12 protein-coding genes and 1 pseudogene are annotated in these 14,261 nt (G+C 44.6%); 10 read left to right on the forward strand and 3 right to left on the reverse strand.

What is annotated here, in order from left to right; all coding sequences use genetic code 11:
• Positions 1-576 precede the first annotated feature (576 nt).
• On the forward strand, positions 577-1,143 hold the full coding sequence (locus DP091_RS30835) for an NAD(P)H-dependent oxidoreductase (protein WP_113061818.1): 567 nt from the start codon (positions 577-579) through the stop codon (positions 1,141-1,143).
• A 207-nt stretch (positions 1,144-1,350) separates the two neighbouring features.
• On the opposite strand, the gene DP091_RS30840 is transcribed toward DP091_RS30835, so the two are convergent.
• Positions 1,351-2,037 carry an SDR family NAD(P)-dependent oxidoreductase gene (locus tag DP091_RS30840; protein ID WP_113061819.1) on the reverse strand — a complete coding sequence of 229 codons (687 nt, stop codon included), beginning with the start codon at positions 2,035-2,037 and terminating at the stop codon, positions 1,351-1,353.
• A gap of 155 nt (positions 2,038-2,192) precedes the next feature.
• Between DP091_RS30840 and DP091_RS30845 the strand changes: the two genes are divergently transcribed.
• The gene (locus DP091_RS30845; RefSeq protein ID WP_113061820.1) at positions 2,193-2,771 is read left to right on the forward strand and encodes a TetR/AcrR family transcriptional regulator; all 579 of its coding nucleotides are present in this window, start codon (positions 2,193-2,195) and stop codon (positions 2,769-2,771) included.
• Positions 2,772-3,048: 277 nt separating this feature from the next.
• Positions 3,049-3,927, forward strand: a complete 879-nt coding sequence (locus DP091_RS30850) for a PhzF family phenazine biosynthesis protein (RefSeq protein ID WP_113061821.1) — start codon at positions 3,049-3,051, stop codon at positions 3,925-3,927.
• Positions 3,928-4,286: 359 nt separating this feature from the next.
• On the opposite strand, the gene DP091_RS30855 is transcribed toward DP091_RS30850, so the two are convergent.
• Complete coding sequence (locus tag DP091_RS30855; protein ID WP_113061822.1) at positions 4,287-5,231, reverse strand: helix-turn-helix domain-containing protein; 945 nt, start codon at positions 5,229-5,231, stop codon at positions 4,287-4,289.
• A 305-nt stretch (positions 5,232-5,536) separates the two neighbouring features.
• On the opposite strand from DP091_RS30855, the gene DP091_RS30860 reads away from it, so the two are divergent.
• Complete coding sequence (locus DP091_RS30860; RefSeq protein WP_113061823.1) at positions 5,537-5,755, forward strand: cation transporter; 219 nt, start codon at positions 5,537-5,539, stop codon at positions 5,753-5,755.
• 82 nt (positions 5,756-5,837) lie between these two features.
• Positions 5,838-7,736 (forward strand): heavy metal translocating P-type ATPase, encoded by a 1,899-nt coding sequence (locus tag DP091_RS30865; protein ID WP_113061824.1) that lies wholly within the window; start codon positions 5,838-5,840, stop codon positions 7,734-7,736.
• Positions 7,737-7,786: 50 nt separating this feature from the next.
• Here the strand turns inward: DP091_RS30865 and DP091_RS30870 are convergent, their stop codons facing one another.
• Positions 7,787-8,179, reverse strand: a complete 393-nt coding sequence (locus DP091_RS30870) for an ArsR/SmtB family transcription factor (RefSeq protein WP_113061825.1) — start codon at positions 8,177-8,179, stop codon at positions 7,787-7,789.
• Between the two features lie 327 nt (positions 8,180-8,506).
• On the opposite strand from DP091_RS30870, the gene sufC reads away from it, so the two are divergent.
• From sufC to DP091_RS30895, 5 genes and pseudogenes are all read left to right on the forward strand, one after another.
• Positions 8,507-9,334: a Fe-S cluster assembly ATPase SufC gene (gene sufC / locus DP091_RS30875; protein ID WP_113061826.1), complete on the forward strand. Its 828-nt coding sequence runs from the start codon at positions 8,507-8,509 to the stop codon at positions 9,332-9,334.
• 17 nt (positions 9,335-9,351) lie between these two features.
• Complete coding sequence (gene sufD / locus DP091_RS30880) at positions 9,352-10,644, forward strand: Fe-S cluster assembly protein SufD (RefSeq protein ID WP_113061827.1); 1,293 nt, start codon at positions 9,352-9,354, stop codon at positions 10,642-10,644.
• 37 nt (positions 10,645-10,681) lie between these two features.
• Complete coding sequence (gene sufB, locus DP091_RS30885; RefSeq protein ID WP_113061828.1) at positions 10,682-12,079, forward strand: Fe-S cluster assembly protein SufB; 1,398 nt, start codon at positions 10,682-10,684, stop codon at positions 12,077-12,079.
• 52 nt (positions 12,080-12,131) lie between these two features.
• A pseudogene (locus tag DP091_RS30890) lies at positions 12,132-12,597 on the forward strand (2,3-bisphosphoglycerate-dependent phosphoglycerate mutase).
• 114 nt (positions 12,598-12,711) lie between these two features.
• Positions 12,712-14,178 (forward strand): MDR family MFS transporter, encoded by a 1,467-nt coding sequence (locus DP091_RS30895; RefSeq protein WP_258394767.1) that lies wholly within the window; start codon positions 12,712-12,714, stop codon positions 14,176-14,178.
• The last annotated feature ends 83 nt before the right edge of the window (positions 14,179-14,261 follow it).

Genomic DNA, 14,261 nt, shown 5'->3' on the forward strand with positions numbered 1-14,261 from the left:
GCTCTATATGATGTAATAGAATCTCAGATTGAACGAACTAACATCAAAATTTGATTATGCCCAAATACAAAGTCGCTAGATTAGTGACTTTGTATTTTATATAATTGTATTTGAGTCAAATATACATTACTGACATGATACTGTTAAGGCAGTGGGTTGAACGTCGAATATGAAATCGCGACAAGTTTATTCATTTACAGAGGGCCTCAAACTATGGAATTATGAAATTTTATGTAAAAATGACGAAATATGAGTTGCATTTCAGAGAAAGAAGACATAAAATAGTCAACATGTTAGTGATTGATCAATTACTAAATATCCATATTCAAATATCGACAAGCGACTTATCTTGAGGTGCGTGTCGTTTAGATTCTCTTAATCTCACTGACTAGATTTACGGGTTCTTTAAGTCATCAGACAAGACTTAGGGGAGGCGAGGGGAGTCTTGTCTACCATGTATTGGAGCAGGTGGTATTACAGATGTACAGATCGAGGTATGTGCTGTTTTTATGTAAATGTAATTGATCAATCAATAATTATCACAATTTGAAGCGCTAAATGAGAGGAGATATCCCTATGAACCATTTGATCGTGTATGCCCATCCGAGAAAAGTAAGCTTTAACCATGCTATTTTGGAAACTACCGTTCGAAGCCTCCGTCAAAAAGGACATGAGATTATGGTACGCGATTTGTATGCGATGGAGTTCCAGCCCGTCATTAGCAGTAGCGAGATACTAGGCGGCGTAGGTGAAGACATTGAGCAGGAGCAGGAGTATCTGAAATGGGCTGACGTGATTACCTTCATCTATCCGATCTGGTGGACCGGACTGCCTGCAATCGTCAAAGGTTTTATTAAGCGGGTTTTTACTTACGGATTTGCCTATCGTTATGTGAATGGGGAGCAGAAAGGATTGCTGAAAGGCAAAAAAGCCATAATCATCAACACGCTAGGGAAATCACATGCCCAATATGCAGCTAGCGGTATGGACAAAGCGTTAATATTGACATCCGACAAAGGAATATTTGAATATTGCGGTATGGAGGTGTTGCACCATCTATTTTTCGAGTCCGTACCGAGCTCCGACGAGGCGACGCGTACGGCGTGGCTGAAACAAATCGAGGAGGTAGCGGGCAAAGCGTAAACAATATGGTATTAGACATTATAATTAAACAACGCATCTCTTGATGCATTCACTGTTTGATCCAATATGTCAATGGAACAATGGATATGGTTGTAGAAAGTCCTGTCGAGGGACAAAAACATGTTCCGATTGTCGATTTGAGATTGCTCTAGGCATTAAAAGAGATAAGACAACTATCATTTCAATAGTTGTCTTATCTCTTTCGTATTAATTTTCACCAAGAATTTTAGTTGGATCAAGCCCTGGAGGGAATATTTCTTCAAAATGGTCCTTTTTCTCATATAAATTATACCAAGCTTCAGCAATAACATCGGGGTCCCCTTCTGTTCCGGGTTGTATCATGGCTCCGATTGAAAGATGTCCGACAAACACACCTTTTTCTTTCAACTCATTGTGCAGGTTTGCGGCATAATTACGAATACCAGCCCCAACGATTCCGGCATTCCCGGCATAAGGTAATGGGAACATAGTTGATACGCCTGTTGTAAATAAAATTGCACCAGAACCGTTATTTATCATATCCGGTAGAACCTCATTAACGGAAAGTACGCCGGCCAGCAAATAACTTTTCATTATATCTAATACACTTTGAGGCGTAGTTTCTAGCACGTTTGTGAACTTATCCTCCCTGGCATAAGGGCTAAATTCTAGTACATCAATCGAACCAAACTCTTGTTTAGCTGCTTGAATGGCTTGTTTTAAAGCAGCTAAGTCCGTAACATCCGCTACAAAAGATTGCGTTTCAATATTTAGTCCTCTTAGTTCACGTTCGATAATTGCTAATTTCTCAGGGTTACGTGCAATCACTGCTACCCTAAATCCATTCTTTCCGAATTTTTTGGCTAGAGACAAACCTAATCCAAGACCTGCACCAACGATGACAATCGTTTTCATTATTCGTTAGCTCCTTATCTATGATATATTAAAAGAAACATATGTTGCTTTAATGAAAACTATACAGCCAAAGGTTTAATGCAACAATCAACAACCCTGTGCGAATGTTGCTATAGCCACAAGAATAATAAATTGTTGGGTTAGAGGTGAAGGATATGGCGACAAAAGCAAGGAATATACGAATGACTCAAACGAAACAATCATTGATTAATGCTTTTTTCAATTTGGCTTCTAAAAAGGATTTTGAAAAAATTACAATAGCGGATATAACAAGGGGAGCGCAGGTTAATCGGGCTACATTCTATGCACACTTTAATGATAAATACGATTTAATCGATTTTATTATGGGGGATTTCGCCTCAGCTTCTATCAAAAACCATACTTCAGGTGTTGTGAAATTCGATCAGGACAGTATATATCAACTCATTTTAGCGGTATCTGATTTCTATCAACAACCGAACATTGAATGTCGCAGCAGCTATGGTGGCTTGGTCTTACCTCAAATGCAAGAAAAAATACTAAATGAATTGAAGGCTTTTTTGTCGAAAAGTTTGAAACAAATGTATAACGATAACGAAAAGAACATGTTTGTGCCTATTTTTGCACAAATCATTCATGAAGGTGCCTTGCAATGGGCCAAAGGTAGCGTCACCACGAATAAAGAGGAAGCCGCCAAGAAGATTGCTTTATTTGTAGTAGCTGGATCTCAGTCTTTCGAAGGAGCATTACACTAACGGGCAGCGTAGTGCTAAATATAGTCGTCTTATTTTTCTTTATTAATGATCCAATTAGTTGTACCTACAGATTCTCCGGCTGGATAGTTACAAATTGTTTGAAATGGAAGGGGATTCATATTGAACGTTAAGGATACGGGATGCTATCGAGACGGGTTCCGATTCAAAGAGCAAGAGAGTCCGGTCTGTTCGGAAAACGGCGAGCTTGTGCAAATGTTGAAGGTCGGCATAACTGTCCGTGGTGTAATGGACCTGATAAGGAGAGGACGAGCGGAACATGAATGTGGAAGTGTATACGTTAAATGCGTTTGCAAAAGGGGAGCGTGGCGGTAATCCAGCAGGCGTTGTCTTGGAAGATGGCCTTTCACTGGATGCTGCCGAAATGCAACTCATAGCGAAGGAATTAGGCTTTTCGGAGACGGCCTTCATGGAAAAATCCTTGCTTGCGGATTACAAAATCCGCTATTTCACCCCCGCCAGCGAAGTTGATCTGTGCGGACACGCCACGATTGCTGCATTTGGACTGATGCATTCGCTAGGTTTGGCAAAGGAAGGGACCTCCTATACGATAGAAACTAAGGCAGGGATTTTGGATGTCGCTATTAGCTCCGAGGGTCTTGTTTATTTGTCACAGGTTTTACCACATTTTCTTGAAAGGATATCCTGTGAGGAAATCGCCCCATCTTTGGGGATGGATGCTGAGGATCTGGAATCCGGGTTGCCCATCCAGATTGTTTCCACAGGGCTGCGGGACATTTTGATTCCGATCCGCAGCAGGAAGCTATTGAATGAGGTTAAGCCAAATTTTGACGCTATAACCGCCATAAGCGAAAAATATGATGTGGTTGGATATCATCTGTTCACGCTGGATACGCCAGACGATGCTGCTGCGGAGTGCCGGAATTTTGCGCCGCTGTACGATATTCCCGAGGAGAGCGCGACAGGAACATCCAACGGTGCCCTGCTCAGCTATTTGTACCAACATGGCCAACGATCTTTGCGGGAAGTGGAGAACGTCAAGTTCAGGCAAGGGTATTCGATGGATTGTCCTTCTGAAATCAAGGTAGGATTGCGCCTGAGCGATAGCGGTGAAATCAACCAGGTTCGGGTTGGCGGTGCTGTGGTTGGCATTGAACGAAGATATATCACGATCTAAGCGGATTCAAAAAGCCTGTTTGCAACCACTGTATCGTAGGGGCAAACAGGCTTTTTATATACATTAGATCTTGTAAAGAGACTGGCGATTGCCCCGACTGGCTTGCTGACTGCCACTTTAGGTCAACAAGCAGCACCCAGGGTTCCCGGCGCTGCTTGTATATTGGATTTTTACGAATAGCTGGGCATGGGTCCTGTAAGGCTCATCGTTCAAAAGGTGTATGACAGGAGGAGAAAGTAAAAACTGCATACGAAGTTCAAATGGGAATTCCATGCCAGTTCGTTGGCAGGTAACATTTGTAAAAAGAATTGAATGGTGCATGTGGCCCATAACTTGTGGCAACCGTCATATTCATTGATTTAATGTTTGCTTCGGTATTCGAGAGGACTCATTTCATAAATCTCTTTAAAAGCAGCTCCGAATTTACTCTGACTTTTGTATCCCACCGCCAGAGCAATATCCCCGATACTTTTTTGAGTCTTATGTAACATAGAAGCTGCCTGCCTGATACGATACTCTTTCATATATGACGCGATGGAGACGCCATATACTCCTTTGAAAGTGGTCTTGAGTACAGTAGGACTGATACAGTATTGCTGTGCTAGTTCTTCAATCGTAAATCTTTGTTCAAGATTTTGGATCATTTTCTTTTTAATCTGTTTGATAATATCAACTTGCTGTCGGGCATAAATGGTCTTTTGTTTCTCGCTGACGACATCAAAATAATAAAGATATATTAAAATCTCGAGTACTTTAAGGCGGAAATAAGTGGTTCTGGCCTCTATAGGAACCGAATACATACCACAGAAGATATGCTGGATCTCTTCCTTTGCTTGAATAAAAAAGCACGCATCGTTTAAAAAGAAGCGATGAGCTATTTCTGGAACATCAATTGGAAAATCAGGCAGATATTCCGATAAGTGTCCTGCAAACTTTTCCAAATCAATCGTAATGTTTATCCCTTTATAGTAACCCAATGGAAGTTCAATACATTGACTGTGGTTGCTCATTGTGTTCATGAACAAATCACCTTCGCCTATATATTGCAGGCACCCGTCGTTCATTTTACACTCGGCTCGTCCTTCTTTACAGTGATTTAATTCCAGTATGTTGCGCTTGGAGTGAATGGTTGGTATATACCGACTCGTCTGAAAGTTTAAGCTAATCACTTCAACACCAGGCATTACAGCATGAACGGAGGCAGTACCTTGCCCATGCTTAGGATCCAACTGGTAAACATTATGATCTTGGTTCCGTGCTACAATCGTTCCTGTACTGATATGTGAAAGAGCAAATTCCTCCATAGGTTTGTTTCTCCCCCGATATAATTTCTATTTTCACCATCTTAGTATACACGAATTCAAATTGACAAATTCCAAGAAACCTGGGCTTCAATCAGAAATCAACCGGTTCGTGTGAGTTCGTTCACACCCAATATCGATAGAGTTATTCCATTCCGTCGAACTTTTAGTCCAAACGGATTCACTTTCCAAATTCTATTGAAAAAAATAATGAAGAGGATCATACTTTTAATCAATCAAACGATCATTTGATTGATGTATCGTTTGATTGAATGGAAAAAGTTTGATATTTGAAGGGAGTAGTTTTTATGAAAAAGACCTATAAGCTGAGAAATCTGGATTGTGCGAATTGTGCAGCGAAGATCGAAAATGGTATTCGCAAGTTGACTGATGTTACTGAGGTTAAAGTTAACTTTATGGGACAAAGGATGATTTTGGAGGCTCCAGAGGATAAATTCAACGCCGTTCTTGAAGAATCCAAGAGAATCATAAAAAAACTCGAACCGGATGTATCCATTGATGCTTAGGTAGAGAAATTGCGCTATTTGAGACAGCAGTGGTTGTGATAAATACAGCCGCTGCATTTTCAAATAGGAGGAGGAGAGAGACATGTCAAAAAAGGAAGTAAAACAGTTAGTACGTATCCTTATTGCATCTGTTGGTTTCGTAGCGGCACTACTGCTAAAGTTAGAGGGCATCGCTGAATTCCTGCTATATTTCGCCACATATCTCATCGTTGGAGGAGACATCATTTGGAAAGCGGTGAGAAACATTTCGCGAGGACAAGTCTTCGACGAGAACTTCTTGATGTCAGTGGCCACGATCGGAGCATTTTGTCTTGGTGAGTATTCGGAAGGTATTGCCGTTATGCTGTTTTATCAGGTGGGCGAACTGTTCCAATCCTATGCCGTTTCAAAATCCCGCAGGTCCATCTCCGAACTGATGGATATTCGTCCCGACTATGCCAATGTGCTTAGAAATGGGGAAATGATACAGGTCGACCCAGAAGAAGTACAAGTTAATGAAATCGTTGTTGTGAAGCCTGGCGAGCGAATTCCTCTGGATGGAGTTGTTACAGACGGTTTTTCCGCAATCGATACTTCAGCTCTTACGGGTGAGTCAGTTCCGCGGGAAGTACATGCTGGAGAACATGTGATTAGCGGCTGCATCAACCAAACCGGTAAACTGACCATTCAAGTGAACAAAGTATACAGCCAGTCCACGGTAGCAAAAATACTGGAGCTGGTTGAGAATTCTTCCGACAAAAAGAGCAAAAGTGAAAACTTTATTACAAAATTCGCTCGATATTATACCCCGATCGTTGTTTTCGCGGCGGTCATTTTGGCCATCATTCCACCGCTTATCACGGGTCAGTCATTCGGTATGTGGGTTGAACGAGCGCTGACCTTCCTTGTCATTTCCTGTCCCTGTGCTTTGGTTATCTCGGTACCTCTCAGCTTTTTCGGCGGAATCGGCGGGGCATCCAAATCCGGCGTTTTGGTGAAGGGCAGCAACTATCTTGAGGCTTTGGCTAGAACAGAGATGGTCGTATTTGATAAAACCGGTACGCTGACAAAAGGCAGCTTCGTCGTCAGTGAGATGCATTCCGATAAAATGACCGATCAGGAGTTATTGGAATTGGCGGCATATGCGGAGGATTACTCCAACCATCCCATCGCACAGAGCATCAAGAAGACATTTGGCAGAACCATTGATTCCTCCCGCATCAAAGATATCGAAGAAATCGCCGGCCATGGCGTGAAATCTGTGATCGATGGCAAAGTCGTGTTGGCGGGCAACGCCAAGCTCATGAAACGTGAACGTATATTCTACAAAGATAAGAAACTTGTAGGTACCGTAGTTCATCTGGCTGTAAACAATGAGTACATGGGATATATCCTCATTGAGGATGAAATTAAGGAGGACGCCCCGCACGCTATCGCAGCTTTGAGATCGGCAGGAATCAAGCAGACCGTCATGCTGACCGGTGATGCCGATGCCGTAGGGAAAAAGGTTGCCGCTACGCTCAAATTGGACAAAGCATATACTGAACTATTGCCTGCGGATAAAGTTGAACGAATGGAAGAATTAATGAAGGAGAAGAGCACCCACGGAAAACTGGCCTTTGTCGGTGACGGCATCAATGACGCACCCGTTCTTGCTCGCGCCGATATCGGCATAGCCATGGGCGGCTTGGGTTCCGATGCGGCGATCGAAGCTGCGGATGTTGTGATCATGACCGATGAGCCATCCAAAATCGCCACAGTGATGAAGATAAGCAAAAAGACGCTCCGTATCGTCAAACAAAACATCATTTTTGCTCTGGGTGTCAAAGGCATTGTACTGGTTCTGGGAGCGCTTGGCATTACAACCATGTGGGGAGCCGTATTCGCTGATGTTGGAGTATCCGTCATTGCAATTATCAACGCAATCCGAGCACTCAACGTTAAAAAACTCAATACGCGAAAAACAGCAGTCCGAGAACAAGATGAAAGAGTGCTGGCTTAATGTCGAGGGGGGTGTTATCGGATAAATTCCGTGAGTAACACGCCTCCTTTTTATCGATTGAGGTTGTGATCTGCAAGTCCTTTTTTCGGACAAGTCATTTGAAAAAAATCATCGATCATTTGATGAACCAAACGTGCCCTTTCATTGTCGGCAAGAGAATAATAAACTTCTTTCCCCGCACGTCTGCTTTTGATGAGACCATGGAGCTTCAGCAATTTCAAGTGATGAGAAACAGACGCGGCACTCATGCCAAGAGCGGCTGAAATATTGTTTCCACACTCCTCGCAATGACAGAGTAACCAAAGGATTCGCAAACGTGAGCCATCGCATAGCTGTTGAAAGACAGTGGCTCCGTCCAGAAAATATTCCACATCAGGCATTTGCTTTAAAGCATGGCTTAAATCTTGTCCATGGTCGTGAAGTATTTCCTTATCTTTTTTCATGGATACTCCTTCAATTAACTCAGTTTTCATTTGATGAAACCATCATGTTGCTCATTCTATTTTAGCCTATGCATTACCTGATATCTAGTCAAGGAACCCGGGACTTTTGCTTTCCATGACCGGTATCTCCACGGTATTTTCTCAAATTATTGTTGACAATGAGAATCATTATCACTTATTATGTTTACTAGTAAACAAAATAGAGATGATTGGAGATGACCACCGAGATTTAGAAAAGTGAAAATACGTTGATATGGACAAGTATCTGATCGGTAGTTTTTGTAAGAATACGATTGAAAGATGCATACGAAAAGGAGTGGCGATGAAATGACAGTGAGACTTGCGATTGAACAATTGAAGGCGGCAGTAGAAGGGAAAGAAATCTTGAAAGGTCTGAGCCTTACGGTAAATGGCGGAGAAATTCATGTCGTGATGGGACCGAATGGAACAGGGAAGAGTACATTGGCCTCGGCTTTGATGGGGCACCCCAAGTATGAAGTGACGGAGGGGATTGTTACGCTGAACGGAGAAGATCTGTTAGAGATGGAAGTGGATGAAAGGGCACGCGCGGGATTGTTTCTGGCCATGCAATATCCGAGTGAGATCACGGGGGTAACAAATTCCGATTTCATGCGTAGTGCGATCAATGTAAAGCGTGAAGAAGGCCAGGAAATCTCGTTGATCAAATTTGTGCGGATGATGGAAGCAAGCATGCAGACGCTGGAGATGAATCCGGAATTTATGCATCGTTACTTGAACGAGGGCTTTTCCGGAGGGGAGAAAAAGCGAAATGAAATTTTGCAAATGATGATGCTTGAGCCTTCTATGGTCATTCTGGATGAAATCGACTCCGGTCTGGATATTGATGCATTGCGCATCGTTGCTGAAGGGGTCAATGCTTTACGCAGTGCAGACCGCGGATTTTTAATTATTACGCACTATCAGCGCCTGCTTAATTATATCAAGCCTGACTTCGTACACGTGATGATGCAAGGAACCATCGTAAAGTCCGGGGGTCCCGAATTAGCGGAGCGGTTAGAAGCGGACGGATATGAGTGGATCAAAGAAGAGCTGGGTATTACAGAGGAAGCTGCGGCGCCGGACAAAGAAGAGTCGTTTCAAATGCCGATGCAAACCAAATCACCGCGTATCTGAAAGGGGAGAGCCGTAACATGACAATGTACAGTGCAGAGAACCAGGGTTCAGGGCAACTACCATATGAAGCGGAACCGGATTGGCTGACCATCTTGAGGAAGAGAGGATTGGATGCCGCCGGCAACTTGCAGCTGCCCAAACTTGAAAAGACGAATCTGCAGCGTTGGCCTTTACAGCAGCAAGGTATTTGCCGTATGCCAGAGCTGGCGATGTCTCTAGATGAACTGCCGAAATCCATAAAAAAATGGGTGTATACGGACAATCTGCTGGTACAGCGGAATTCAGGCCCATTAATCAAGCACCTGACAGAAGGGTTACAGAAGCAAGGAATGATTCTGACCGATTTGGAAACAGCGGCACAGCAGTATCCGGAACTTGTAAAGCCTTATTTCATGCAAGCCGTGCAGACAGAAGAGAATCTTCTTACGGCGCAGCATGCCGCGCACTGGAGGGGCGGAGCTTTTATTTACATTCCTGAGGGGGTAAATGTAGAGACCCCGCTGCAGACGCTATTTTATGTAGACGAATCCGATACGCTCTTTATGCCGCATGTTTTAGTGATAGCCGAGGATCACAGTTCCGTAACGCTGGTGGAGAATACAATGTCCTCACTAGATAAGAGTGTGGCGGTGAATCAAGCCATTATGGAAGTATTCGTAGGCGAAGGTGCAACCGTCAATGTGGTGTCATTGCACCAACTGGAAAGAGACTCGATCGACCTGACTTATCGGCGTGCAATCGTTGAACAAGACGGAAGAGTGAACTGGTTGATTGGCGAAATGAACTGGGGCAAGTCGATGAGCGATACAGCATCGGTACTCAAAGGCGAAGGGGCTGGTTCGGATATAAAGTCAATCCTGGTGGGATCCGGCAGTCAGACGATGAATATCACAGCCCGGACGGTTCATTTTGGTAAGAATTCTCCAAGCGATATGGTAATCAGGGGGGTGATGAGAGAGCAGTCAACGGCGATATTGAATGGAATCACCAAAATTGAGAAGGGGGCAAGCGGGGCGAACGGTCAGCAGACAGAAAAAATATTGATGCTGCATCCCGAAGCGCGCGGCGACGCCAATCCGATCCTGTTGATTGATGAAGACGATGTGAAAGCCGGTCACGCCGCCAGTGTCGGACAAGTCAATTCGGAACAACTGTATTATATGATGTCCAGAGGCATAAGCCGCGTAGAAGCCGAGCGGTTAATCGTGTATGGTTTCCTCGCTCCCGTCGTGGCCGAAGTACCGCTGGAAGGTGTAGCCACTCAGATGCAAGCGCTGGTGGAACAAAAGCTGGGGCAAATCAAGGAATAGATCGAGCAAGCTATCTGAATAAGGAGGATGATAACATATGGCCAAGGAAATGGTGGAGCTGGGAGAATATCAGTATGGCTTCAAAGATGCGCATCAAGCGGTGTTTCAATCCGGCAAGGGACTAACTCGTGAGATTGTTGCCACCATATCGGAGATGAAGGGTGAACCCGGCTGGATGCTCGACTTTCGACTGAAGTCGCTAGATTTGTTTCAAAGTATGCCGATGCCTGCATGGGGCGGCGATCTGCGAGCACTGGATTTCAATGATATCCAATATTATGTCAAGCCTTCCGAGAAGCAGGGAAAAACCTGGGAGGAAGTGCCGATTGAGATTAAGCAAACCTTTGACAAGCTTGGTATACCGGAAGCGGAGCAGAAGTTTCTTGCCGGAGTGTCGGCCCAGTATGAATCCGAAGTCGTCTATCACAGCATCCAGAAAGAACTGGAGGAACAAGGGGTCATCTTCACAGACACGGATACGGCTCTTCGCGAGCACCCGGATCTGCTGCGCCAATATTTTGGCACCATTATTCCCCCGAGCGATAATAAATTTGCTGCACTTAACAGTGCGGTATGGTCAGGAGGAAGCTTTGTCTATGTCCCGAAAGGGATAAAATGCGAGGTCCCTTTGCAAGCTTATTTCCGCATCAATTCGGAGAACATGGGACAATTTGAAAGGACACTCATTATTACAGAAGAAGACAGCTTTGTGCATTATGTAGAAGGCTGCACGGCACCGATTTACAGCACGAACTCGCTCCATAGTGCCGTTGTGGAAATTATCTGTAAGAGAAATTCCCGTGCGCGATATACAACCATTCAAAATTGGGCTCCCAACATTTATAACATGGTGACAAAGCGGGCGGTAGCCGAAGAAAACGCAACAATGGAATGGGTGGACGGCAATATTGGCTCCAAGCTAACGATGAAATACCCTTCCGTATTGTTAAAAGGACGTGGCGCCAAAGGTTCTGTGCTCTCGATTGCGGTAGCCGGCAAAGGACAGCATCAAGACGCCGGGGCTAAAATGATTCACCTGGCTCCGGATACAACATCGACTATCATATCGAAATCAATCAGCAAGCACGGTGGTAAAGTCACGTACCGCGGTCTGGCTTCTTTCGGACGAAAAGCTTCCGGAGCTAAGTCGAACATCAAATGCGACACGCTCATTCTCGATAATGAGTCCACGTCAGATACGATCCCCTATAACGAGATCATGAACGACAATGTCACGCTTGAACACGAAGCGACCGTCTCCAAGGTATCCGAGGACCAGCTCTTCTACTTGATGAGCCGCGGCCTGTCCGAAGACGAAGCGACCCAGATGATTGTAATGGGTTTCATCGAGCCGTTCACGAAAGAACTGCCCATGGAATATGCGGTTGAGATGAACAGACTCATCAAGCTGGAGATGGAAGGCAGTATAGGGTAAGTTCTATCATCTGTCCAGAATTATGGGGTTCCAACCGAGTTCATCAGGAAGGATGGGAGACAGATGCATAAATTGGTTTTTGATTAGACATGGAGAAAGTCTGTGGAACAAAGCAAATTTATTTACAGGCTGGATGGATGTAAACTTGTCGGATAAAGGAATTCAAGAGGCTTTACATGCCGGCAGATTACTTAAGGAAGAACAGTTCGTATTACGGAAAGCCTCAAGGAAACGGTTGTTCGGGTTAGGGATTATTGGGATAAGGAAATTGCACCGCAGATCAAATCGGGTAAAATTGTCATTATCGCCGCACATGGCAATAGTCTACGGGCATTAATCATGTTTCTGGAAATAGCAGCTCAAAAGAGATTATTGATTTGAACGTCCCAACGGGTATTCCGCTTGTATATAATCTTGATGACCGACTACATCCGGTTCAGAGATATTATCTAGGAAGCGAGAAGCATATCAAAAGTAAGATCAATCAGGTTGCCGAGCCAGATAAGATTATGGAATAAGGGCAAGAATTGGATTGAAACTGTCGCTGACGCGTGTGGATCTATTATTTTAGTTAACTAGTAAACAATGTAAGTGGAGGGGCGGTGGAACCTGCTATGAAACAAACGAATGTAATGAACACGCAAGAGCAACAAACTCAGCAGCCCCTAAAGCTTATACCATTAATTGTAGCGATTTTCATGGGAAACTTCCTTTCGCTGTTGAATAGCAATACGATTAATATAGCTCTGCCGGTCTTGCAAAAAGAATTTGCAACCAACTTAAGCGTCGTGCAATGGACATTGACAGGCTTTATGTTGGCGCTTGGCACGTTCGCGCCTACAGCTGGCTATTTCGGCGAACGCTTCAGTTACAAGCGATTGTATATTTTCGCCTTGTTCGGCGTGACGGTTGCCTCTGTTCTGTGTGCCTTGTCTTGGAACGCGCCGATGCTGATCACATTTCGCATAATTCAGGGTGCATTCTGCGGTATTATTGTGCCCGCGTCGATGACTATGATATTCCAGATCATACCGAGACACCAACAGTCTGTCGCCATGAGTATCTGGATTGCCTCTTCGATCGTGGCGCCAGCCATTGGACCTAGTTATGCAGGTTGGCTTATCCAGCACGGATCCTGGACATGGATTTTCTGGACCAATGTACCGCTCGGGTTGCTTGCAATCGTTGTTGCCGTTTTCTTCATTCCTTACTATCGTCTGAAAGTCCCGAAGGGTTTCGATGTGTGGGGGCTTCTGACAGTGATCGCTGCAAGCTCACTGCTGCTAATCACGTTGTCGCAAGGCTCAGTTTGGGGATGGGGATCGGCCAATACGCTGCTTTGTCTGGGAGGCGGACTGTTGGCGCTTACGCTGTTTCTCTGGCGTGAGATGTCCATCGAGTCGCCACTACTACAGCTCAAAGTATTTCTGAACCGGCGCTTCACGTTGACGGTCATATTGTTGTGTATCGTTATGATCAACTTTTTTTCGGGCATGCTCCTCGTTCCCGTCTACCTGCAAAATGTTCAGGGACATTCGCCGCTTGATACAGGGATCATTCTGTTACCTTCTACACTAGCCATGGCTATTATGTCCTTGGTTGTCGGTAGACTGTATAAAGTGGTTGGCCCCAAGCCACTACTATTTGTTGGTGTACTGTTGATGATCGTAGGAAATCTGCCGCTGGCGTGGCTTCAAGTCGACAGCTCATCTGCTTATACGCTCTTATGGATGACGATCCGCAGTTTAGGTTTGGCTCTAGTACTGATGCCTGCGACGACGGCTGGGATGGAGGAGATTACCCACGAGTACATCGGCCATGCCTCCTCCATTCAGAACTGGCTTCGGAATGTATTCGTATCGTTCGGTGTAGCTCTTTTCACCACGCTGCTATCTTCACGTACTGCAGTTCACGCCGCTAGGTTGAAAGAGGACGCCGGACCGAACTTGGTCCACCTGTCCACCACGATGGGCATCAACGATTTGAACATTTTATCAACGCTTATTGTCGTTCTGGCTCTACCATTTGTTTTTGCAATTCGCTCAAAGCGGAAGAAGGAACGGGCAATGGACGGTGCTTTGAGCGATCCCTTACGATAAACATCTCGTATCTTTGGTAGAGGAACGTTGCTCTCCGGTATTGGAACATGATACGATTGTTTCTCGGTTAAGTATAATTTTTT

Origin of the sequence: Paenibacillus sp. MDMC362 (assembly GCF_003269305.1) — a bacterium.
GTDB lineage: Bacteria > Bacillota > Bacilli > Paenibacillales > Paenibacillaceae > Paenibacillus_AQ.